The organism is Nocardia transvalensis (assembly GCF_015477765.1).
Classification (GTDB): domain Bacteria; phylum Actinomycetota; class Actinomycetes; order Mycobacteriales; family Mycobacteriaceae; genus Nocardia; species Nocardia transvalensis_A.
Window position 1 is genome coordinate 141,202 of record NZ_JADLQQ010000013.1, and the last position, 21,655, is coordinate 162,856.

Sequence of the window (21,655 nt, forward strand, 5' to 3'; positions counted from 1 at the left end):
TTGACACCCCTTTTCCGCCGCCAAGGCGGACTGAACGGCCGGCCCGCCGACCCGCGAACCCGACCTCTGTTTGGAGAGAGCGCGTTTCTCGGCGGCGGGAATTTCCATTCACCCCTGTCCCGTCTGAGATTTCCCAAATCCCAGTGTTCCTGGGAGGCGCTTTGCCGTCTCTGCTTACTCAAAATTCCAATCAGCGTCGCTTGCTGCTGTCCACGGGCGCCGCATCGATCGAACGGTGCGATACGGCCTGGGGACCGCTAACGCCGTGGACCACCAGCGCTGATCATCTCGACCCGGCCCGTCGGATGCTGTTCTTCCTGGGGATCGGTCAACCCAGTCTGATGACCGCGTCTCCGGTGCCGGTGTTCGTGTCGGCGAAAAGACTGGCGCAGTACCGCTCTCGTGGCGAGAAGTTCCCGGTCAAAGCGATCCGGGCCCCGTATGCCGGGGACTCGGGAGCGTATTCGGCGATCATGCTGACCGCCGATCCGCGCGGGCATCCCTGGTGGGCGCATCCCGACGAATACGGGGCGCTGTGGACTCGGCTGATCGAGGACATCGGGCCGCCGTTGTTCGTCGGGATCCAAGACGTGCCCTGCGAACCCGGATGCCTGCGGTTCACCGGATCGACCACAAGCCGGCATCAGCAGGCGACTCTGGAGAACTATCTGTATCTGTCCGAGCAGTTCGATTTCGTGCCGTGGCTGCCCACGTTGCAGGGCTGGCATCCGCACGACTACGTCGAGCACTACCACCGCTACCTCGAGGCCGGTATCGACCTGACGGGCCGGTGGGTCGGAATCGGAAGCGTCTGCCGCAAGAACCGCGCCCGAGACGTGGCCCGAGTCCTTGCCGCTCTCGCGCCGCTGGACATGAAAATGCACGGATACGGCGTGTCGTTGAATGCGCTCGCGTTGGCCGGTCACCTGCTCCACAGCAGTGATAGTCAAGCCTGGTCGATGGCCTCACGCACCGCCCATGTCCGGCTGCCTGGTTGTGTGCACCTGTCTCGCCCGGATCCGGTCACCGGCGAACGCGTGATCACCGATTGCCGAAATTGTTTCCGCTATGCCCTGTACTGGCGGGAAAAGGCCATGGACGCGTTGCGTGCCTGCGCCGAGCGGGTCGTCGCCGCCGACCCCGGTCTGTGGTCCGATCCCGTTCCCGCGCGACCGATCCCACGCTCGCAGCGCCGGACCGCGGCGACCGGTGTGCGCTCCGACGTCCCGGCGTCCGCCCAGATTTCGCTGTTCGATGCGTTGCCCACCCGCGCGGCGCCTTTGCGCGATCCCATCCCACTCCCGGCCATCGGCAACGTGGCCTGAGCGAAAGAAGTTCCTATGTCTACGACATTGAGCAGGAGCCAAGCCAAACTGCACCGTGAAGCGTGCCTGTTGATCGACGCCGACCGCGACCTCGACGACGAGGAGAAGCGATTCGTCCTGGATCACTGGCAGGAGGCCGCCAACCCCGAGCATTGTTTGGACGGAGCGTATTTCACGCCCCTGGGCCTCGCGGGCGTCATGCAGATCGACGTGGTGGGTAGCCGTATCGTCGATCTGTGTGCCGGAATCGGGCACTTGAGTTTCGCGTGCCGCAACCTGCTGGATCACCGGTGGAACGGTGAACGGGTTCGCGAATTCGTCTGCGTCGAACGCAACCCGGAGTACGTCCGGATCGGCATGCGGATCATGCCCGAGGCCACCTGGATCTGCGCTGACGTCCTCACCGTACCCACCATGCGGCTGCGTTCATTCGACACCGCGATCGCCAATCCGCCCTTCGGGCCGATCCCCCGCTCGGGCGACGCTCCGCGTTACCACGGTCCGCGATTCGAGTTCCACGTCATCGGCATCGCGGCACGACTGGCGCGCCACGGCGTGTTCCTCGTCCCGCAACAGTCGGCACCGTTCAGCTACAGCGGAAAATCCTGCTACGTCGAGGATCCGGACGCCGAGTATCAGAAGTTTCACACGGCGACCGGGATCACGCTCGAGCCTGGCTGCAGCATCGACACCACCTACTACGCCGACGACTGGCACCAGCGGCCGATCGCCACCGAAGTCGTCGTGTGCGATTTCACCGAACAGCCCTCCGCAACCGTCGGCACCGACCACCGTGTCCCGGCGACCGGTCGCCGGTTCAGCGTGCCCACCACGACAACGCATGAGCCCGTCAGTCGGCCCGCAGCGTAGAGCTGGAGGCTCGCACATGTGTCCGCCGTCCCTCGACGCCAACGTAATTCGACGGTATCGGGCTGCCCGCGCCGACGGGATGTCTGCCGCAGCGGCCTACGGTCACGCGACCACGCCCGAACCAGCGCATGCCTATGAATGTTATGGCGATGATGCCGTTCGTTTCCTGCTCGACGATCCGGACTTGACGGGCCTCGTCATCATCGCGAGGACTACCCCCGATGACGATCCGGACCGGTCATGGTTGGGCGAGTACACCAATGCCTGGTCCCCCGACGTCATTGCCCGCGACCACGCCACACCCACCTGCTATCCGCGGTACTTTCTCCCCCGCTCCACCATCGCACAGCGTCGGGCAGACTTGTCGGCACTCGGGTATGCCCGCGGGCCCGCGCACGTCGAGGCCGAGCGACAGGTCCGCGAAGATGCTCGGCTGTTCACCGAACTCGACGCCCGGATCATCACGGTGTCGGTGCACAAGGCAGGTGTACTGCTCAGCGAGACGTCTGTCGGAGCAGATTTCGATCCGAAGGCCAGCTTCGAGGACCAGCTCGCCAATTTCGCGTCCGATATTCTCGACGAGGCGATCACCGAGGCCCGCGCCGCCCTGCCTCTGCTCATCAGCGCACTCGCCGACGACCGTGAACCTCACCGCAGGTCGAGTGCAACCCCAGCGGCAGATTCATCCTCCACCGGCACGCCGATCGTCGTCGCCGACGAGCCGTGGGGATCGCTTCGCTCCGAACAGGACCGATCGGGACACACTGTGCTGCACATCGATCCGGTCGACCCCGAAACGAAGGCGCGGGTTTTCCTGCGCGGCACCGAACTCGTTGATGACCGGATCACTCGCGACGAGGTCGATGTCACGGTGTATGGCGGTGAACGCGACGATCGCCGGGTGGTGCATGTCGACACCTTCGATCACACCGGACCGATTCGCATCAACCTCAACGATGGACCAGCGGTGTATCACGGTGACCCCGCGACCGGCGAGCGGTTCACCGACAACACCGACTTCTGAATAGTCGCGTCGCCGGTTCCGTTCTGCGGGCGCTCGGAGATGGTGCCGACGGCGGTCGGTCGTGTGTCAAGCCCGCGGGGAAAGCGCCCGCGGGCTTGACACCCTTCCCGCCGCCGCGGCTGCCGAAGCGCGCCCCGCAGAACGGGCCCGGTGTCGAGACCGATTGCGCTCAAACACTTTCCGGCTCTCACCGGCACCGGTAGCCGCTTCCCTTCCTGGAGGTTGTCGTGTCCACAGCAATGTTCAGCCAGCCCACCTTCGACCGCGATGCCGTGCGCCTGGAATTGGCCGTCACCATCTCGCACACTCCACCACCGGTGCCCGACGCCCCGTTGGGTCGGAGCCGCCGGATCCTGATCACTGGTTCCCGCAGTTGGACCGACCGCGCCACCATCCGGGCGGCGCTGGCTGAGGTGTGGTCCCCGGACGTGGTGCTGGTGTCGGGGGCCTGCCCGCGTGGCGCCGACGCGCAATGCGAGGCGTGCTGGCAGGCATGGGACGGCCGGGTCGAGCGACATCCCGCTGACTGGGACCGGTTCGGACGCCGCGCCGGGTTCGTGCGCAACGAGCAGATGGTGCGAGCCGGCGCCGATCTGTGTCTGGCGTTCATCCGCAACGAATCGCCCGGTGCCAGCCACACCGTCCGCCTGGCCCAGCAAGCGGGCATTCCGACGCGGATCTTCCGCACTACCGATACCCCGACCGTGGCCGACCATGCCCGCGGCTGACGCCCTGTTCGACCTGCCGGCACCCAGCCACGACGCAGTCGTGCCGATCTGCTGGTCGTATGGGATGGGCGCTGAGAGCACGGCCGGAGTCGTGCGCAGCCTGCTGGAACCGGGCTTCGGCCCTCCGGAGTTACTCGAGGATTTCTCCAATCTCATCGTGATGACCGCCCAGACCGGCGACGAGTGGGCCTCCACTTGCGAGCTGGTGACGCGATTCGTGCTGCCGATCTTGACCGACCATCACGTCCGGATGGTCGAGGTCGCTCGCGCCGGACCGGCCGTCGAAGACGGGATCGTCGTGTTGCAGGACACCCGCGAACCGGTCCGCCTGCACCCCGACCCCGACAAGGACGGGTTTTTCAGTCTGAGCCGCGAGAACCGCCGTAACGGTGTGATGCCGCAGCTCGGCGGTACCCGCAAGTGTTCAATCAAGGCGAAAGGATGGCCGCTGGACAATTGGCGGGCCCGTGAACTCGGCTCGGACCCGTATCTGCATGCGGTCGGCTACAACATCGAGGAGGGCGGCCGGATCCTGACCGATTCGGCCGTGCAATTCGGCGGTCGCCGCCGCCCTTTCTATCCGATCCACGAAAGCGGCTGGACCAGGCAACAGTGCAGGCAATACCTCTACGACCTGTTCGGGGTGTGGTGGCCCAAATCCCTATGCCGTCAATGCTGTTTCGTTTCGCGCGATGAATGGCCCGAACAGCTCGCCCGCTTCAACGCGGCACCGGCCGAGGGTGTTCATCACCTGATCGACGAGTACATGGCCGTGGCGTTGAACCGCCATGCCGGGCTGTTCGGTCGCGCGGGCACGCTCGCAGCGCGTCTCGAACGTGACGCCGCCGTCGAGGTGCTGCAGCTGGCCGAGCAGGAACTGGCGACGATCGAATGGGCGCTGTATCGGGTCCGACGCTGCTACCTGGCCCCGGCGCAAGCGTGGCGATCAGTAGAGATCGCCCACCGCGGCGACCGTGACACCGAACGCCAGCTGCTACACCGTCTTGCCCGTGGCCTCGGTCGCGAACCTGTGACCGAAGCCGGTCACACTCGGCTGTGGCTCGCACATCGGACCTCTGACCGCTACCCGCACGTCGAGTCCTTCTACGTCGCCGCGCCTGCCGAAGTCCGTCCGAAACAACGCACTGGCTTCGAGTTGCGCTTCGCCGCCCACGTAACCAACGAACTGCTCGAACTCGACATCGCCGCCGCCGATCTCGTCCGTGCCCTGACCGACCACCCGCCCGCTGCATCCCCATCGAGTAAGTCCGGCCCGATCCGCATTGCTCCTCAACCGACCAGGACCGAGACGAGTACATGACCGAGGACAGTTTGGACATCACCCCGCACATCCCACCGATCGCGCTCACCGCCACTACACCGCCAGCCGACGGTCCCGCCTTCGAAGTCTGGACCGCCGACTACACCACCAAATTCGGTGTCGTCTACCAACGCGGCGGCATATGGATCGCGTCGTCCAACATCGAGTTTCCTAGCCCTTTCCACGCCCGCGACGACGCAATCGCGATACTGGCCATGTTCCGGGGGAAATTCCCGACCCCAGCGAACCCCGATGAGACCCCCGACGGCGTCGACACCACCGACCACCGGCTCAACGAACTGCGCTTTCCAATGCGCCAAGTCCTTGACCGAATAGATCTGCGCCGCCCCGACGCCCCGCCCCGACATCGTGAGCCGATCACCGACCCACCCAGGCGCACGGACGCGTCTCGGTGACATGCACGAGGCGCCTGCAATCTGTCTCGGACCTGGTCAGCGACGCTGTCCGGGCCCGGAGCACTCGTCACCGATACCGATCTCAAGCTTCAGGCCAACGGCGACGACGATTCCGATTGCTCGGGGTTCTACGTCATCCTGCACAACCGCCACAGCCGTCAACGCATGATCGAGCTCACCACCGGTTGGACCGAATTCGATTTCCCGGACAAACACCTCCCGCTCATCGACGGGTCCGGGACTGCTTGCTCCAAGTCGTCTCAGCAGCAAACAGCCTGCTGATCATCGTTGCCGGACGGCAATGACCGTCTGGATGCTCGTCGGACCGACGGCCGCGTACGGGGCTCGTACCGAACGCTGGCTGATCTGCTTCAGTACCTCGGTGTCGGGCAGCGTCGCAACTATCACCGACTGAACCAATCCCCCTGCACCGACCGCCGTAGCACACGCCGTAGTCCGCGTGCATGGCGAAATGCAGGACGACATCGCTCTGCATCACCTCGGCTATCTGCGTATCAAGACGTCGCATCCCACCGAGAACACGGATTGATTTGTCGTCCGGGTCATCGGCATCGCCCCCACTGACACCGACAGCCAGCACACCGCGCCAGTCCCGACCGCGACTCCGCCACCTCCTCGGTCCCGCATCTGGGATCGGCTTGCTCGAGCATCGCCCGACGCCCCTCGCGTCCAGCCAGCTCTCTCACCCGTCGACTACACCTTCGTCGGAAGGACGTAATCAGATGAGCCACATCACTATTCGCCACAATCGTCAACTCGGCACTCTTGTCTACGGAACATACCGCGGCATGTCGGGGATCGGGAAGGCGCTCACCGAGTGGCCCTGCAACTTCCGGGGGTCGGAGAACCTTCCCGAGGATGACGAGTTGGGTGATCCGTACTGGTATCTCCCGCACTCGCGGCGCCGACGAGCCGACACATACAAGATCGACACTGCGGTCGCGCGACTGCGGGAACTCGGTCACGAGGTCGAGATCGAGATCGACGACACGACGCCGGCGGTCGACTTCGCCGGATTCATGCAGGAAAAGTACGACCGAGCCGATGACCGGGCTGCTTACCAGCAGTACATGGCCCGGCGCGAGTTCTGGACATCGGACACCATCCGAGCGGCCAACCAGCGCACTTACGACATGCTCAACGGTCAGCCGATTCTCGTCGGCCATCATTCCGAACGTCGTCATCGTCGCTTGCTGGATCGGCTGTGGAAGCGTGAGGGCAAGGCGTGGGCGCTCTACGACAAGGCCAAACATCGCATCGATCGTGCGGCGGCGGCAGCGAATTTCCGTGCTTACAAGGAGAACCCGGGCACCACGCAACGCCGAATCCTCGGCATCGAGACCGACCTTCGCCGCATCGGCCGCGCTCTCGAGGACAACGGTGACCGGTGGTCTGATCACGCGCTGGCGATCACGCGTGCCGACATCGTGGAGAAACTCGAGGAAATCGACTACTGGTGGCGGATCCTCGACGACGCCGGTGTGCGCGTCTGGGGTCCGGACGATTTCGCAGTCGGTGACTTCGTCTCCTGGAGCCAGGGGCGCTGGCACGAGGTCGCCCGCGTCAACCCGAAATCGGTCAGCGTCGCCGGTCTCTACGACACCGTCGGCGGTCGAGTCCAAACCATGGCCGGGCTGACCCGCCGCAACGGTCGCCCGCAGCCACTGCCGTATCACAAGGTGATCGGCCATCTCACCGCCACGCAGGCCCGTGAGCAGTTCCCCGAGCTCTTCGCGGTCCTCGACGCCGCACCGGTCCGTCCACGTCCGAGCAAGAAGCGTGGCAGCGTCAAACTCCATCACCACCCCGCCGCCGAGGGCGAACGCTGGCAATGGCGAGTCGGCGACATCGAGTACCACGCGTTCTGGCGTCATCCGCAGAACTGGTGGCGCGGCGAGCTCGAGCCGGTGACCGAGCCAGGCGTCATCCACATCACGGCGTATCGAGCCGGCAAAACACCCACTTTCGTATCCCGCGGCGAAGCTGTCGAAGTCGCGGTGGCGGAGGTTGCGATCGAGGGCGACATCGCGTGGGTCGAGGAGGTCCACAACCAACTGCGGGACCACGTCCAAACCCATTACGCCAGCCGTGCCGCCGCCTGACGCACTGGGGCCGTCGCCGTCCGCCTCGCCTGGCTGCGGAACAAGGACCGCTCACCCTCGACGTGTGGCGGCCTGCGTTCCGGTTCTGTACCAAGCCCCCACCCGACACTAATTGTATTGCGCCCCAAGCGCTCCAACTCACCTGGAGTTGTCATGCCCGACCCACTTAAAGAAGTTCGGCGCGCGTTGACCGAGACCGAAATCAGTGCCCTCGCCGAAGGGATCGCCAGCGCGACGTCGATGGCGGAGTTGGTCGATGCCGCGGTCCGCGGCCTGTTCGACACACTGCTGGCGGACCACGGCAACCGGTTCGATGACTTCGACCGCGATAACCCGCTCGATCCGGGACGCTTCGCGATCCCGACCACCCAGTGGCAGGCGCTCGCCGGTGCGGTGACCTCCCGCGCCGACCAATGGGGCGCTGCCATCACGATCGGATTGGAGTTGGTCAATATCTGGCCGAGTACCTTCGAGGACCCGGCCGTGCCCGAACCGCAGCTGACCGTCGTCGACCGTCGCCCGCACCAGTTCGACATCCACGTCAGCCGCGATGCCGCCGACGAGATCGCCAAGTGTGAAGACCACCTCTCGTCGCTGGCCGACTATTACGGCCCGACATCGACGCACTACCTCGACGCGATGCGCAGCTGGCACAGCCTGGTGGTCGGGTTGTTCACCACCCGCCGCGGCGCCGACACCACCGTGACCCGTGACGGTCGTCTCTCGCTGCTGGTCAGCTGCGACCACCTGATCTACGCCGCGGTATTCCACGGATGGCGCCGCAATTGCACCGACCCCGCCTGCCACGCGACCGCGTCCGATGACGGATCCTGGCGCAAGCCGTACGACGACGCGCCTATTCTCGACCACGCGCACACGCCCAGCTATCCGTTCGACGCACCCCAGCCCGGCGCTTGGTCGTTCCACTCGTAGATCCCAGACGACGAGCCCATCGACGGCGCACTCCGGCGCTTCCCGCCGGAGAACCGCCTGCTGGTGATCATCTCCGACGGCGATTCGAACATGAGCCCCCGCCACCGAGAACAGGCTCGATCGGAGACTGATCCCCGCTGATCAGGCCCTTTCAATTCCCCGCACACCCACCGCGCCGACGTTACCGCTGAGAGCCAGAACGCGCGTGAAACACAGTCCGGCAGAAAGGCATCGGCACATGCGCACCCTCGGATACTGCGAGCACTGCCGCAAGGTCAAAAACGTCACCATCTCCGCGAACAACCTGATACGCAACCGCCTGATCGGCATGTGCGACGACTGCGCCGCTGACCATCAGCCGCCAACCATCCGCGCAGCGCGTGACCGCAGCGACTCCGTACTGCCCGCGACCGCTGGGGGCGATAACGCTGCACGGCCCGACGATCGGACGCCATCGCCACACCCGGGTGCGGCACCTCCGCGCCCCGCCCGCAATCCCGAAGATCCACCGCCGCAACCACATCCGCACCCTCAGCCGACCGACCGGACACTCCCCGCGAGCGACTCATCGAACCACTCGACCCGATTCGACACCGCCCCTTCGCTGGACATGCCAGTCGAGGTCGTCTGCGATACTTGCGGCAAGGCCGAAACCTTCCTGGTCAACCGCGCCAGGTTCACCGCATGGTATGAGCGCCGGATGCTGATCCAGGACGCGCTCGCACACCTGTCGATCCCCGACCGCGAGTTCGTCAAGTCCCGCATCTGCCCTGCCTGCTGGACCGGCATGTTCGGCTCCGGCCCTTTCCATCCCTGACTCCGGCCATCGCCCCTGATGCGGCTTCCCGACCTGCCTTGACGGCACATCCGGGAGTGCACCGCTGGACCCGCACTCCTCGGCCGTCCGGACGGAGATGTCCATGTTGTGGGCGGGTCCGCCCGTGTGGCGGGCGCTTGTGATGCTGCCGACGGCGATCGGTCGTGTGTCAAGCCTGCGGGAAAAGCGCCCGCAGGCTTGACACCCTTCCCGACGCCGTGGCGAGGGGGACGCGCCCGCCGCACGGGCCGAGCCCCGCCTCTGCGAGTGCTCGCACTGCCCCTCGTCACAGGAGTGAGCCATGAAACTTCTCTACACCGCGACGTGGACCGACCACGCCCCACACGCACTCGCATCCGCGATGGCGGCGTTCACAACCTGGGTCGCCGCCGAGGCATCGGTCAACTCTTTTATCACAGCACGCCAACAGTTTTCGCGCCCCGATCACGACGAGTACTCGGCGTCGCTCGTCGAGTTGCGTGACGGAAACGACATTCGGCGGACACGGCTGCGCGCTGTGCAGGACCGCCGCCTGTCCGGCATCTTTTCCACGACCATCAGCGTCGAGGTGCGGGGCGAGGCCCGATCGTGCGCCGCCCCGTCGATCGTGACGTCGCTGCTCGATCACGGCCTGCGGCCGGCGGTGGGCGAGGATCTGCTGACCACGACACCTCGCTACATTGCCGGGGCAGCCGCCGGTGAACAGCTGGCCGAGCAGGTATCGGCGTTCGATCGTCGCGTGCCGATCGTGGTGATGATGCACATGCCCGACCTGTTCACCCGCCTGCGCCGTAGCGCGTCCGGCTTCGACACGATCGCGAACAGAACCGCTGCCGCGGTCGCGGGCGTGGCCAATGTCGTGGTCGCCGACCCCGGTGGCGTCGCGGGGTTCAACGACGCACTCGGCCCCGACCACGCCGTCGGTCCCGGGCACTTGCGGATCTTTCGACCGGGCGTGGATCCGGCGGTCGACGGCGAGCACGCCAATCACCCGTGGCTTTCACCCGGCCGCTGGTACGCCGACGAGTATCTGGCGCCCCGCTACGTGGCTCGCCGCACGGCCACCCCGCACGCCGCCGCACCACAACGCTGCCGCGCGCGCGTGCCCGAACTGGTCTGAGGTTCCGCGACCACCGGTCAGTGCCGGATTCCGGCGGGCCGCGCGACGAGCAGCGGACCGCCGGAAGCGCGCGTGGGCACCGCCGGGATCGCGAACGCCCTGCTCGTAGGAAGGGATAAATCTTATGCCGGGAGCACGTAAGCGCCGTGCCAGCCGAACAGCCGCGGTGATTCCGCTTGTGAAACAGCTGCAGACGCACGGCCGCGAATGCGACAACGTCTGGTGGGTCCGCAGAAGCGATCGGCAGGACTGGTTCTGGCTGACCACACCCTTGTCAGTCAACGCCCGCGGCGACACCGCGATTCAGGAATCCAATTACGACGTCGCGCAACAATATATCGTCGCTGTCTCACCGTTCGGCACCGACTATCGCATCGATCTGTGGCCGGGCGGGCAGATCCACACCCTGACCATACGCGCCGACGACGCCGCCGCGCTGCGTGAGCTCGACCGGATCATCGCTGCGTTGCAGGACTACCCGATCCTCGACGAGCAGGACGTCTCGGCGCGGGAGTGGGACCACAATCATCCCGACGGCGGCGAACGCGAATGCTACGCCGAACCGGGCTGTAGCTGCGTCTACAGCACACATCGCCACCATGTGGAGGTCACGGCCGACGGCACCGCCTATCCCGAGTGTGCGATCTGCGGGAGCAACGTCGACGACTGGGAACCTGGCCGATACGACCCCACCGATCCGCGTCCCGATCCGCCTGCCGATCGCCAGTCGACGGACCCCCGATCATGACCGTCGAACAGTGGGCGGACGCGGTCGCCGTGCAATTGGCCCGCATCGCGCCGGGTGCCCCCTTCAGAGAACGGGTCGCGCCGATGATGCAGATGGCGCTGGCCGCAGCGTCGGCCGGGAACTATGTGTTTCCTTTGCGTCCAGGGGATAAGCGCCCGGCCATCAAAGGCTGGCAGGACGCGGCCACCCGAGAGCACGCCGATATCCGCCGATTCTGGCGCACGGTGCCGTTCAACATCGGTATCGCCTGCGGTCCCAGCCGACTGCTGGTCCTCGACCTCGACGCGGGTCCCGACGTCGACCCGCCGCCGCAATGGTCCGGCGCCGTCGACGGACGCGATGTGCTGACACGCCTGGCCGAGGCCGCAGGCCGGCCGGTTCCCTCTCAGACCCTGACCGTCCGCACCCCCGCCGGATGGCATCTCTACTTCCGGCCGCCACCGCGGTCGGATCTCGGCAGCAGCACCGCCCGGTTGGGGTGGCGTGTGGACACCCGTGGCGTCGGCGGCTATGTGGTCGCGCCCGGGTCGCGCTGCTCGGGCGGCGTGTATCGGATCGTTCGCCGCACACCGGTCGCGGATCTGCCCGACTGGCTGGCCGACGCGCTCACGCCACCGCTACGACCCCCGCGACATCCCTTGGTGCTACCCGACTATCGCGCCCACGCCTACATCTCGAAGGTTCTCCGTAGCGAGGCGGACGCGGTCACCTCCGCGCCCACCGGCCAACGGCATCTGACACTGCTGCGTGCCGCGGGGGCATTGGGGCGGCTCGTCGGCGGCGGAGAACTCGAGGAACACGAGGCTCGCGCGGTCCTACACGAGGCCGCCTGCCACCACATCGGATACGACGGATTCACCGAAGCCGAGGCTGCCCGGACCATCGACGACGGCCTCGCCTACGGGGCGCTCCGCCCACGCCGTATCAGCTGAGCCTCGTCCGTCTCGCGAGTCCCGCCCCTTCGGCCGACGACCCGCCGACGCATCGTTTCACAACTCGAAACGGGCGTATCGGATCTTGCGGCGCTTCCCGGCTCGACCAGTGGCTCGACACCGCCGCTGTGCCTATTCCATTAAGGGCTGATATGACATCTGACCAGCCACGCGTGTGCCGCCATTGCGGCGATGACATCTGGCTCGACGAGTACCACAGCTGGCTCGCGGGCCCGTTCGCCTCCGCGCAGTGCGACTTCCATCTTGTTCGGTGTCTCAACTGCAACGGCGAAAAAGGTCACCTGGCCTGCCTGCGTTGCGTGGGCGACGGCTACGAGACCGGATTCCACGAACCGTAGGCCCGCATCGCAGCGCCTGCGCACAGCAACACGACTGCAACGCCCGGCTGAAATCCGCGCGTCGATCCCGGCAACCTTTGAAACATCAAGGGAGACAACCATGTCGATAGACATCGCCGAATCCGCACCAGTTTCCGAATCCACCGACGCTCTCGAACAACTCCTGGTCCAGCCACCTTCGCTGGACCCCCGCATCCTGGTCGTGGACGACAACATCCGCCGAACTTTCGACGACACCTTTGAATCCGATCCCGAGCTGGTCCAGCTTCTGACCGACGTTCGCGAAGAAGGCGTCTCCATTCCGATCGTCGCCGAACTCACTCCCGACGGCAGTATCAGCGTCGTCGATGGCCAATTGCGTGTACTGGCGGCGCGCAAAGCAGGTCTGGACGCCGTACCAGGTTGGGTCCGCCGCGCCCCCGACCTCGACGACAAAACCCGGGCGCTGACGCGGGTCACAAAGCAACTCGGCACATACCGCCGCGTCGCCTTGTCCAAGGGCGATCACGCTGCGGCGGTGGCGCTCATGCTGGATCTCGGCATGCCGATCACCAAAGTTTCCAAGGCAACTCAGCTGAAGAAGGACGTCGTGAAAACCACGGCCCTGATCGGCAAGTCGCCAACGGCCCGACGACTGCTCGACGAAGGCTCACTGGACCTCGCACAGCTCGAGGTGATCGCGGAATTCGAGAATGCCGGCGACACCGACGCCGTAGCACGCTTGGAACAGACCGACGCCCGCGATTTCAACTGGACCGCGCAGTTGTTGCGCCACGAGCGTGACCAGACGCTCGCCCAGCAGGCTGAGGCTCTCAGCTACACCGAACAGGGCTATCGCGTCCTCAGCGAGGACGACTTCGCGCAGGGCGCCGACGTCTACGTGCCGATCGAAGACGTTCGCACCCTCGACGGCCTGCAGATCACGCCCGCCGCCACCCGGCAACACGCCGCGTTGTGGGCGGTTTACCTCGAGCACCTCAACGACGAGCTCGACATCACCGACGCCGAGACCGGAGTACCTGTCGATCCCGACACTGTGGACTGGGACACCGACAAGGACCGCACCGCCCAGGCCGCCGACGGGCTGCGCCACGCCGACACCCTCAAACTGTCACCGTGGCGTCCGTGGTGGTACATCCGGCCCGACGACATGACCGCCGCCGGCGTCATGCCCGCACCCATGGATTATGACGTCGAACTCACCGAGCTCGACCCTGTATCACCTCCGACCGGAGACAACGACGATTCGGGTGTCCACTCCGAGGAACTCGAACCCGCCGCCCCCGGCACCGTGGCCTCCGTCGACGATCCTGACGACACCGCCGAGATCGAGGACCCGCACGAAGCCCAGCGCCGCGACGCGGCTCGAATCGAGGCCGAGCGTCTGGCCGCCGAACAGGCCGCCAGAGTAGAGGCTGCCCGTGCGGAGGCGGCGCGCTTGGCCGCTGAGCGCCGTGAGGCCGAGCGACAGGCAGCCGCGCGGATCGACAAGCTCTGTGACCAGGCCAAGGCCGTCAACGCCGCCCGCCGCGATTGGCTGGTCGAGCACATCGTGCCGCGAAAGACCCTCACCAAGGACGAGGCCCAGTTCGTCGCCGCATCGCTGCTGCGTGATCCGGAGCTGTTGAGCCGGTTCGGTGCCGCTCACATGGCGCTGCGGCTGCTGGGATTCGACAACGTCGAAGACGTCGTCGCGTCATTGCCCGAGGCGACCCGAGGCCGGGCCGACGTCTATGTCTACGTCCTTGTTCTCGCAGGCTATGAACGGCTGATCACCAAGGATCTGTGGCGGATGCGCGAGGTCGCATCCGGGCGGGAGAACCACGAGAATGTGGCGTTCTACCTGCGGTTCCTCGGCACGCGCGGCTACCCCCTGGTCGCCATCGAACTCGCCGCGCTCGGTGAGATCGACCCGGACTCCATCGAGATCGACCTCTAAACGAACCCCGCCATCGCGATCCGTTGATCCCCGTGTTCGCCGGTGTGCCCAATCCAGGCACACCGGCGACTGCTTTCTCACCGTTTCCCGATTGGAGAGGTTTCTCATGTCCGTGCTCACCGGCGTCCGCAACGCCGCACTCGACGACATGGTCGCTCTGCTGCAATCCCAGCAGGCCGCCAAACTCGACATAGTCACCCCCGCCACCGCGTTGACCTGCCGTGACGGATTCATCGAACTGACCGGGGCGGACCCCGTCATCGACGAGGCCGGTCTCACCCCGGTCGACGGCCGGTACTTGCCGACTGCCTCCGCCGACGGCGACCTCGCCGAGAAACTCGACATATCCCGCCGCTACCTGCGCCACCTGCGCGACACCGGCCGACTGGACCTGTTCGACGTGAACATCAACGGCAAAATCCATGGCCGCGTCCCCGGCTCCGACAGCCGACATGAACCCGACCAGCGAAAGTTCCTCTTACGGACCTTCCGCGGAGATCCCGGCGGACCCGGGATGCTGCGGGCAGTCCTGTCGGACCGCTTCGGCATCTGCGACAACTTCGATGTGCTAACCGCCGTTCTCGACGGCATCAACCAGGCAGACACCCCGGTCACCATCCGCTCCTGCGACCTGACCGACTCCGCGATGCACGTCAAGGTCTACTCACCTGCCGTCGCCCAACTGGCTCCGGCTCTGCTCGCCAACTACCGCAACCCGTTCGCCGCACCACAACTCGCCCGCGACCGCACCACCGTCACCACCCCGCCCGGCCGACCCGCCCATGCCGCCCCGTCATCCAGCGATCCGGGCCTGCCGGTCATGTTCGCCGGTTTCCGCTTCTCCAACTCAGAGACCGGCCACGGCGCGGTCGTGCTGAAACCGGAACTCTACGTCCAGGTCTGCGGCAACGGACTTACCCTGCCGATGCTGGCCGTTCGCGATGTTCACCTCGGCAGCCGACTCAAGGCCGGCGCTGTCGCCTGGTCCCAGGACACCTACGACAAGCAATTGGCCGTCGTGACGGCCAAAGCCCGCGACACGGTCCGGCATTGGCTCTCACCTGAGTTCCTCGCCGAACAGATCGCACTTCTGGATACCACGGCAACCACTCCGGTGACCGAACCGGATAAGACGATCACCGTCATCGCCAAACAGATGCGCTTCTCCGACGCCGAACGTGCCGGAATTCTCAGCCATTTTGTGGCCGGAGGCCAGCTGACCGCCGCGGGCGTCGCGAACGCGGTCACCAGCTACAGCCAAACCGTCGCTGACCCCGACCGAGCCGACGCCCTCGACGACCTGGCTCTGCGCGCGATGACCCTCGTCTGATCCGGCGGCCCCACAACGTCCCGCGGCGCATTCAACGCTGCGAGATCACCGAATGCGTTGCACCACAAAGTATTCCTATCCATTCAGGAGGTTGAAAGTCATGGTCGATGTTCTCGCTCATACCGACTACGACCATCTGCTCTACCTAGGAACGGCGGACCCCGTCGCCGCGCTCGGTCCCGACGTCGCCGCCCGCTGGCGCGAACTGTTTCCCCAATGGACCGGCAAGTACTGGCTACGCCCGGTCAATCTCACCACTCGCGAAAAGGAGTCGAAATGACCGACCCCATAGCGTCTTTCACACCGGAGGTGAAGGTCAGTGACTCCAGGATCGTTTCGCTCAGTTTCAACTTCCGACGCTGGCGAGTGACAATCGGCAGCGCTGTCAGCTGGACCCGCAAACTCGATACAAGCGAGGTCCCCGCCGAGTTGCGGCGGAACCATATTCGGCAAACCGAAGTCACCGTCCCATCTGGGATCCTTCCGTCCGCTGAGGAGGTGGTCGCCGCGTGTGATCCCCTGGCGGACCCACCCGAGGACGCCGTGCTCGGCGGGGTCCGCAGTCTGGCCCGGCTCGCCGCCGCCGACCACACCCACGCGACCGGTCACGAGGATGATCCGCAGGAGCTGGAACTCACTCATGACGAGCTGCTCGAAATGATCGACCGCATCATCGCGCAGCGACTGCCGCGCGAGCGCTGGTACGCCATCGTGCACACCGAAACCGTGGCGGCGGTCATTGGGCGGCTGGTCGCGTTGACGGTCACCCGCGCAGCGATCACACCCCGGGCACCCGGACCGGACCGTGTCGCCGACGAACTCGATACCGCGCTCGCCGACCTCAAAACCGCATACGACCAGCTCGTCACCGACCTGCTGTCCGGCCGGCGCCGCCTGCCGCGGTACCAGACCGCCCCGGCGGTCTGACCGGTCACCCACTCATTCGCGAACGGGTCCCGGCCAGAGGATAGCTGGCCGGGGCCCGTTCCTTGTCATCGTATGCAGTCCCCACTAATGACATCCACCATCCACACCACACAGTCCCTCGGCACCGACGAGGCCGAGTCCGCGAGTTCTGCGCAGGCCGAGCCCAGCCGCGTTCTGTCGGCCGAATTTTTCTGTCAGCAACCGGCGACACAACCGAGTCGGTGACGACGAACCCGGCCGACCGACGCGGTGGCGTGAATCGCTTTCGGTCTGAGTCGCCTGTCGCCTTGCTTGTCTTCTGAAGGGGTGTAACCATGCTCGAGTTGATGGATTGGTTCTGTGGCGCCGGTGGCTCCAGTCAAGGCGCACATGCTGTTCCCGGCGTTCACGTCGCTCGCGCCGCGAATCATTGGGACCTGGCAATCGAGTCGCATTCCAGAAATTTTCCGGCTACCGATCATTATCTCGGTGACATCCGCACCGCGCCGGTGCATCGCTGGCCGGTCGCCGACCTACTGTGGGCGTCCCCGGAGTGCCCGCAATGGTCCTCCGCGCGCGGAACACGCCGCGACTTCCACAACAGCCTCCAAACCGACCTGCTCGAACTTCCTCGCGACGAGGAAGCCGAACGCTCCCGCGCCCTCATGGAAGAGGTCCCCCAGTACCTGCGCGGTGTCATCGACCGCGGCGGCAGGGTTCGCGCCGGAATAGTGGAAAACGTTGTCGAGGTCAGGGGGTGGGACCAGTGGAGTCGCTGGATCGGGGAAATCCGCGCCCTGGGCTACAAGACCCGGCTGATCGCGATGAACTCGATGCACGCCCAGCCCGCACGCACCCCGGTTGCCCCGCAGTCGCGCGATCGGCTCTATCTGGCCTACTGGGACACCGCGTTGCAGCGCGAACCGGATTGGGACAAGTGGTTGCGGCCGTTGGCGTATTGCGAGGTTTGTGACGAGTGGGTCCAGGCGCTGCAGGTGTTCAAACAGCCCGGCGTCGATATGGGCCGCTACCGGCAACAGTACACCTACCGATGCCCGCACGTGACCTGCCGGAACTCCGTGCTCGAGCCGCCCGCGTCCCCAGCGGCGGTCGCAATCGACTGGAGCTTGGAAGGTACCCGCATCGGTGATCGGGATCGGCCGCTGGCGGAGAAGACGATGGAGCGCATCCGCGTGGGACTCAAGCGCTACGCCACTCCCGCGCCGATGATGGTCCCCGCAGGCGGGACCTGGCGCGACGCGGCGATGCCGATCACCGCGCCGATGAGCGCCCGCACCACCCGAGAAAACGACGGCATCGCCGTTCCGGCCCCGTTCCTCGCATTGCTGAGGTCCGATAGGGCACGCACCGTCGGATTGCACGAGCCGATGGCCACCGTTGTCGCGGACGGATCCAATCACGGCCTCGTCGTGCCGCCCCTGGTGGTGCCGATGGAGGGCCGCGACGGCAAAGAAGCCGTACCGGCCACCCTGCCGATGCGCACCCAGACCACCCGCGCCGAAACCGCCGTGTGCTTTCTCCCGTTCGTCACCGAACTCCGCGGCGGATCCTCCGATGCCCGCTCCGTGAACGAGGCCCTGGCCACCGTCACCGCCTCCGGAAATCACCACGGCCTGGTCACTCCCTCGACGACCACACTGCATGGGTTGTGGGAGTCGATGTTGTTGCCGTACTTCGGCAAGAGCGTCCCGCACCCGGTCGCCGAGCCCATGGGCACGCTGACCACCCGCGACACCTACGCGCTCGTGGACGTCCTCAGCGAGGACTACATCAACGATGTCCGGTTCAGAATGCTCGAGCCCCACGAAATTTCACGGGCGATGGCGTTCGGAACCGACTACGTCGTGGTCGGCAACAAGCGCCAGCGCGTACGCCAGCTCGGCAACGCCGTCACCCCGCCTGTCGCGGAAGTCATTATCTCCGCGCTGGTCGAGGCCATCACCGGCGAAGAAATCGACCGCTGGCCCGCCACCCCGACTCCCCACCAGCGCACCGCGGCACCGACCCGCTCCCTACCGCTGGCGGCGTAGACCGGCCTGCACGACGACCTGCTCATCGCACGGCACGGGGGTCTTGCACCAGTAGCGCCCGTCGTTCCGAACCAAACTCGACATTCACCGGTGCCTACTGGCGAGATTCCCGGCATCCCACCTGGCTGGAAAGCCTTGCGGCATTGTCGGGTCGGTACATGGAAGGTGCGGTTGGTAGGCGGGATCGGTGCCGGGAGCTGTCGATCTACCCCAAGGGGATCAGGCCGTGGCAAGGGCGTCAAGCCTGTGGAAAAGCGCCCCAGGCTTGACGCCCTTGCCGCAGCCCGATGGCGGAGCCATAGATCGACAGCCCCCGGGCACCGATCCAGCTCTTCTCACTTTCGAGCTGGTGCGGCCGGGGGTGGGTCGATCGTCCTATCAACTCACTTCACCCGAGGAGACTCACCATGTTCGGAGCAATTACTCCCACCATCATCGGCAACCTGACCGCCGACCCGGAACTGTTCTTCAGCAGCAAGGGCGAAGCTGGCGTTCACTTCACCGTCGCGTGCAACGACCGCTACTACGACAAGAACGCCGAACGGTACAAGGACCTGCCCGCGGTGTTCATGCGCTGCACCGCGTGGGGTGCGCTGGCCGAGCACATCGTCGACAGCCTCAGCCGCGGCATGACCGTCATCGGCTACGGGCGGTTGAAGCAGTCCAGCTACACCGTCAAGGACACGGGCGAGAAGCGCACCGTCATGGAGATGACCGTCGATGTCCTCGGACCGTCGTTGCAGTACGCGACCGCGCAGGTCACCAAGGCGTCGCGCGCCACCACCGTGATCAGCGAGCCGATCGAGGACCCGTGGGGCGCTGCCGCCGACCAGACCCCCGTCTCGGTCGGCGCGGGCGAGCAGTCGGCCCCCGAGAGCGACGACGACAAGCCACCGTTCTGACCCTCATCTCCCATCGCCTGTCCCGGTCCCGCATCGCGGGGCCGGGACAGGCGTCCTTGTTTCCATTCCCTCGCCCTGAAAGGCAAGACGATGACTGTTGTGACTGCGACGGCGCATATCGACGGGTGGGTCGGTGACCTCACCTACGACCCGGACCAGTGGGAACGCATGGAGGGCTCCTGGGCCAGCCGCTATCCGACGATCGACCGGCGCGCGCATGAGCTGATGGAAAAGATCGCCCGCAGTGTCTCCACTCACGATCACGCTGCGGCCCAGGGCCGTCTCGACCGCTACGTCGCGGGGTTGGCCGATCGTGGTGTCCGTGTCTCTGCCGCCGATTTCCGGCGAGCACAATTCGAGCACTATCACCGTCGACCGGTGACCCCGCTGCCCGACTGAGTCGGATGCACCGACGGATGCGTGCGTCATGTCCGAGCCACTCCTACGAGTTGAGCTGGAGGCCGAGAATTCTCGGCTACGCGCTCTGGTCGCCGAACTCTCGGACCGCTGTCGCGCTCTCGAGGCGGTCGTCCACGATCTGACTGTGATCGTGGACGACTGTCTCGATCGCGAGTCCGAACAGCTCAACGACGTGCGCCGCGAGCGGCTTGCCACCACCGGCATGTCGCGCGTCGCGCCCCACCCCGGCAGCTCCTACCACTGGAGCCTGCCGAATACGCAACCCTCGCCCCACAACGCTGGCGGCGACATCGCCTCCTCCGGCGAGCAGCACGGCGTCTGACCGCGCGGCCACCGCCGCGCCTCGCGCGGACTACGAGGGCCGTGTCGGCACTTTGACTCTCCCCGCCTGCCCAGTAGGTGCGCGGTGCCCCCCGACACGGCCCCCGGAGTCCACGCCGAGCCACAAGCGACGCTCGCGATCCCTCATCCCGTCGGCCCCGGCCGCGCAAGAGAAAGGCTCACCATGGCATTGATCTGGTTGGCTGCCATCGCCGTTGCAGGCTTCCTGATCTTCTGGTCCCTATTTCCCATCCTCGCCCGGGTCGCCGGAATCCTGCTGATGTTCGACTCCGTCCTCACGTTGGTCCTGTTTCCCGACCGTGCCCCCGCCGCGCATGTCGGCTGGCTGCTGGCCGGGATCGTGCTGTGGCTGGCCGGGCACTCCGTCTTCGCCGTCAGACACGGCGCGTGGCGTTCCCGCCTCGCCGCGCGGATCGTCCGCGCTTCCGTCCTGCGCCGGTTGCTTCCCTCGGAGCTCCGATAGTCCCACCGCCTCGTCTCTCGCCGGGACCCGCGGTTTCCGGTCGTCATCGCGCGCCGGGCTTTGACGCCCTCGCCTCGACTTGCCGGTCGACGCTGCGTTTCGACTGCTGCCGAGCAGCTTGCGCAGTTCACCGACAGGCATCTCGGCCCACGTGCCGAGGTCGGCGTCGCTGACCCCTCGTTGTTTCATCCGGCGCAACGCGTCGCTCTGTTCCGGCAGCGCCGCGGCCACCACCTTCTCGTAGGTGTCTTTCGCTTTCGCCACGGCTGTCTCGCATCGAGCCATCGCGGCGGCGATGGCGGCATCGCGGCGCTGGGCTGCCCGCCTCTGGGCGTCGCGCTGGCGGCGGAACAGGTACAGGTCGTCGCCGTTGGCCTTGGCGATCTCCAGCTGATGCCGCACCGCCTGAGCGGCGATGCGGCGCGCGATCGCCCGTCCTGACGTCGACCGCTTGCGTGGCTGCTGCCCGTCCATGTCGTCCTCCGCTTCCCGGTGTTCTCGGCCCGCCGGTCGTCCCGGTTTCGGGTCCGGCCTGACGTGGCCCTTCTCTCATTCTGTTTCTTCAGAATTTCAATGTAGCTCTGCC

Annotated in this window: 22 protein-coding genes; 20 read left to right on the forward strand and 2 right to left on the reverse strand. The window is 66.0% G+C overall.

Annotation, left to right across the window (positions count from 1 at the left end; genetic code table 11):
• The first annotated feature begins 341 nt into the window (after window positions 1–341).
• From IU452_RS32140 to IU452_RS32195, 12 genes are all read left to right on the forward strand, one after another.
• On the forward strand, window positions 342–1,325 hold the full coding sequence (locus IU452_RS32140; protein WP_195112971.1) for a DUF7221 family queuine tRNA-ribosyltransferase-like protein: 984 nt from the start codon (window positions 342–344) through the stop codon (window positions 1,323–1,325).
• A gap of 15 nt (window positions 1,326–1,340) precedes the next feature.
• Complete coding sequence (locus IU452_RS32145) at window positions 1,341–2,195, forward strand: methyltransferase (RefSeq protein ID WP_195112972.1); 855 nt, start codon at window positions 1,341–1,343, stop codon at window positions 2,193–2,195.
• Between the two features lie 184 nt (window positions 2,196–2,379).
• A complete protein-coding gene (locus IU452_RS32150) occupies window positions 2,380–3,219 on the forward strand; it encodes a hypothetical protein (RefSeq protein WP_195112973.1) in 840 nt (279 codons plus the stop codon).
• A 227-nt stretch (window positions 3,220–3,446) separates the two neighbouring features.
• Complete coding sequence (locus IU452_RS32155) at window positions 3,447–3,947, forward strand: SLOG family protein (protein WP_324192959.1); 501 nt, start codon at window positions 3,447–3,449, stop codon at window positions 3,945–3,947.
• Window positions 3,934–5,268, forward strand: coding sequence for a hypothetical protein (locus IU452_RS32160; protein WP_195112974.1), 1,335 nt, complete (start codon window positions 3,934–3,936; stop codon window positions 5,266–5,268). The genes IU452_RS32155 and IU452_RS32160 overlap by 14 nt, the downstream gene beginning before the upstream one ends.
• Window positions 5,265–5,684, forward strand: coding sequence for a hypothetical protein (locus tag IU452_RS32165; protein ID WP_195112975.1), 420 nt, complete (start codon window positions 5,265–5,267; stop codon window positions 5,682–5,684). The genes IU452_RS32160 and IU452_RS32165 overlap by 4 nt, the downstream gene beginning before the upstream one ends.
• A gap of 743 nt (window positions 5,685–6,427) precedes the next feature.
• Window positions 6,428–7,807: a DUF3560 domain-containing protein gene (locus tag IU452_RS32170; RefSeq protein ID WP_195112976.1), complete on the forward strand. Its 1,380-nt coding sequence runs from the start codon at window positions 6,428–6,430 to the stop codon at window positions 7,805–7,807.
• 153 nt (window positions 7,808–7,960) lie between these two features.
• Window positions 7,961–8,740, forward strand: a complete 780-nt coding sequence (locus IU452_RS32175; RefSeq protein WP_195112977.1) for a hypothetical protein — start codon at window positions 7,961–7,963, stop codon at window positions 8,738–8,740.
• Window positions 8,741–8,978: 238 nt separating this feature from the next.
• Complete coding sequence (locus IU452_RS32180; RefSeq protein WP_195112978.1) at window positions 8,979–9,557, forward strand: hypothetical protein; 579 nt, start codon at window positions 8,979–8,981, stop codon at window positions 9,555–9,557.
• Between the two features lie 301 nt (window positions 9,558–9,858).
• On the forward strand, window positions 9,859–10,677 hold the full coding sequence (locus tag IU452_RS32185; RefSeq protein ID WP_195112979.1) for a hypothetical protein: 819 nt from the start codon (window positions 9,859–9,861) through the stop codon (window positions 10,675–10,677).
• A gap of 178 nt (window positions 10,678–10,855) precedes the next feature.
• Window positions 10,856–11,425, forward strand: coding sequence for a hypothetical protein (locus tag IU452_RS32190; RefSeq protein WP_195112980.1), 570 nt, complete (start codon window positions 10,856–10,858; stop codon window positions 11,423–11,425).
• Window positions 11,422–12,357, forward strand: coding sequence for a bifunctional DNA primase/polymerase (locus IU452_RS32195; RefSeq protein ID WP_228819127.1), 936 nt, complete (start codon window positions 11,422–11,424; stop codon window positions 12,355–12,357). Before IU452_RS32190 ends, IU452_RS32195 begins: the two co-directional genes overlap by 4 nt.
• Before the next feature lie 140 nt (window positions 12,358–12,497).
• Here IU452_RS32195 and IU452_RS32200 read toward each other — a convergent pair whose 3' ends face one another.
• Entirely contained in the window at window positions 12,498–12,830 is a 333-nt protein-coding gene (locus IU452_RS32200; protein WP_195112981.1) for a hypothetical protein, read from the reverse strand.
• Between IU452_RS32200 and IU452_RS32205 the strand changes: the two genes are divergently transcribed.
• The 8 genes from IU452_RS32205 (at window position 12,817) to IU452_RS32240 (ending at window position 20,586) form a co-directional block, all read left to right on the forward strand.
• The gene (locus IU452_RS32205) at window positions 12,817–14,655 is read left to right on the forward strand and encodes a ParB/RepB/Spo0J family partition protein (RefSeq protein ID WP_195112982.1); all 1,839 of its coding nucleotides are present in this window, start codon (window positions 12,817–12,819) and stop codon (window positions 14,653–14,655) included. The two genes, IU452_RS32200 and IU452_RS32205, sit on opposite strands and share 14 nt — an antisense overlap.
• A gap of 106 nt (window positions 14,656–14,761) precedes the next feature.
• Window positions 14,762–15,985: a hypothetical protein gene (locus IU452_RS32210; RefSeq protein WP_195112983.1), complete on the forward strand. Its 1,224-nt coding sequence runs from the start codon at window positions 14,762–14,764 to the stop codon at window positions 15,983–15,985.
• Window positions 15,986–16,085: 100 nt separating this feature from the next.
• Window positions 16,086–16,265 carry a hypothetical protein gene (locus IU452_RS32215; RefSeq protein WP_195112984.1) on the forward strand — a complete coding sequence of 60 codons (180 nt, stop codon included), beginning with the start codon at window positions 16,086–16,088 and terminating at the stop codon, window positions 16,263–16,265.
• Window positions 16,266–16,483: 218 nt separating this feature from the next.
• The gene (locus tag IU452_RS32220; protein WP_195112985.1) at window positions 16,484–16,912 is read left to right on the forward strand and encodes a DUF4254 domain-containing protein; all 429 of its coding nucleotides are present in this window, start codon (window positions 16,484–16,486) and stop codon (window positions 16,910–16,912) included.
• A gap of 314 nt (window positions 16,913–17,226) precedes the next feature.
• A complete protein-coding gene (locus IU452_RS32225) occupies window positions 17,227–18,942 on the forward strand; it encodes a DNA cytosine methyltransferase (RefSeq protein WP_195112986.1) in 1,716 nt (571 codons plus the stop codon).
• Between the two features lie 407 nt (window positions 18,943–19,349).
• The gene (gene ssb / locus IU452_RS32230; RefSeq protein ID WP_195112987.1) at window positions 19,350–19,844 is read left to right on the forward strand and encodes a single-stranded DNA-binding protein; all 495 of its coding nucleotides are present in this window, start codon (window positions 19,350–19,352) and stop codon (window positions 19,842–19,844) included.
• 90 nt (window positions 19,845–19,934) lie between these two features.
• Window positions 19,935–20,243: a hypothetical protein gene (locus IU452_RS32235; protein WP_195112988.1), complete on the forward strand. Its 309-nt coding sequence runs from the start codon at window positions 19,935–19,937 to the stop codon at window positions 20,241–20,243.
• A 28-nt stretch (window positions 20,244–20,271) separates the two neighbouring features.
• Window positions 20,272–20,586, forward strand: coding sequence for a hypothetical protein (locus tag IU452_RS32240; protein ID WP_195112989.1), 315 nt, complete (start codon window positions 20,272–20,274; stop codon window positions 20,584–20,586).
• Window positions 20,587–20,826: 240 nt separating this feature from the next.
• Here the strand turns inward: IU452_RS32240 and IU452_RS32245 are convergent, their stop codons facing one another.
• Window positions 20,827–21,543, reverse strand: coding sequence for a hypothetical protein (locus IU452_RS32245; RefSeq protein ID WP_195112990.1), 717 nt, complete (start codon window positions 21,541–21,543; stop codon window positions 20,827–20,829).
• Window positions 21,544–21,655 lie beyond the last annotated feature (112 nt).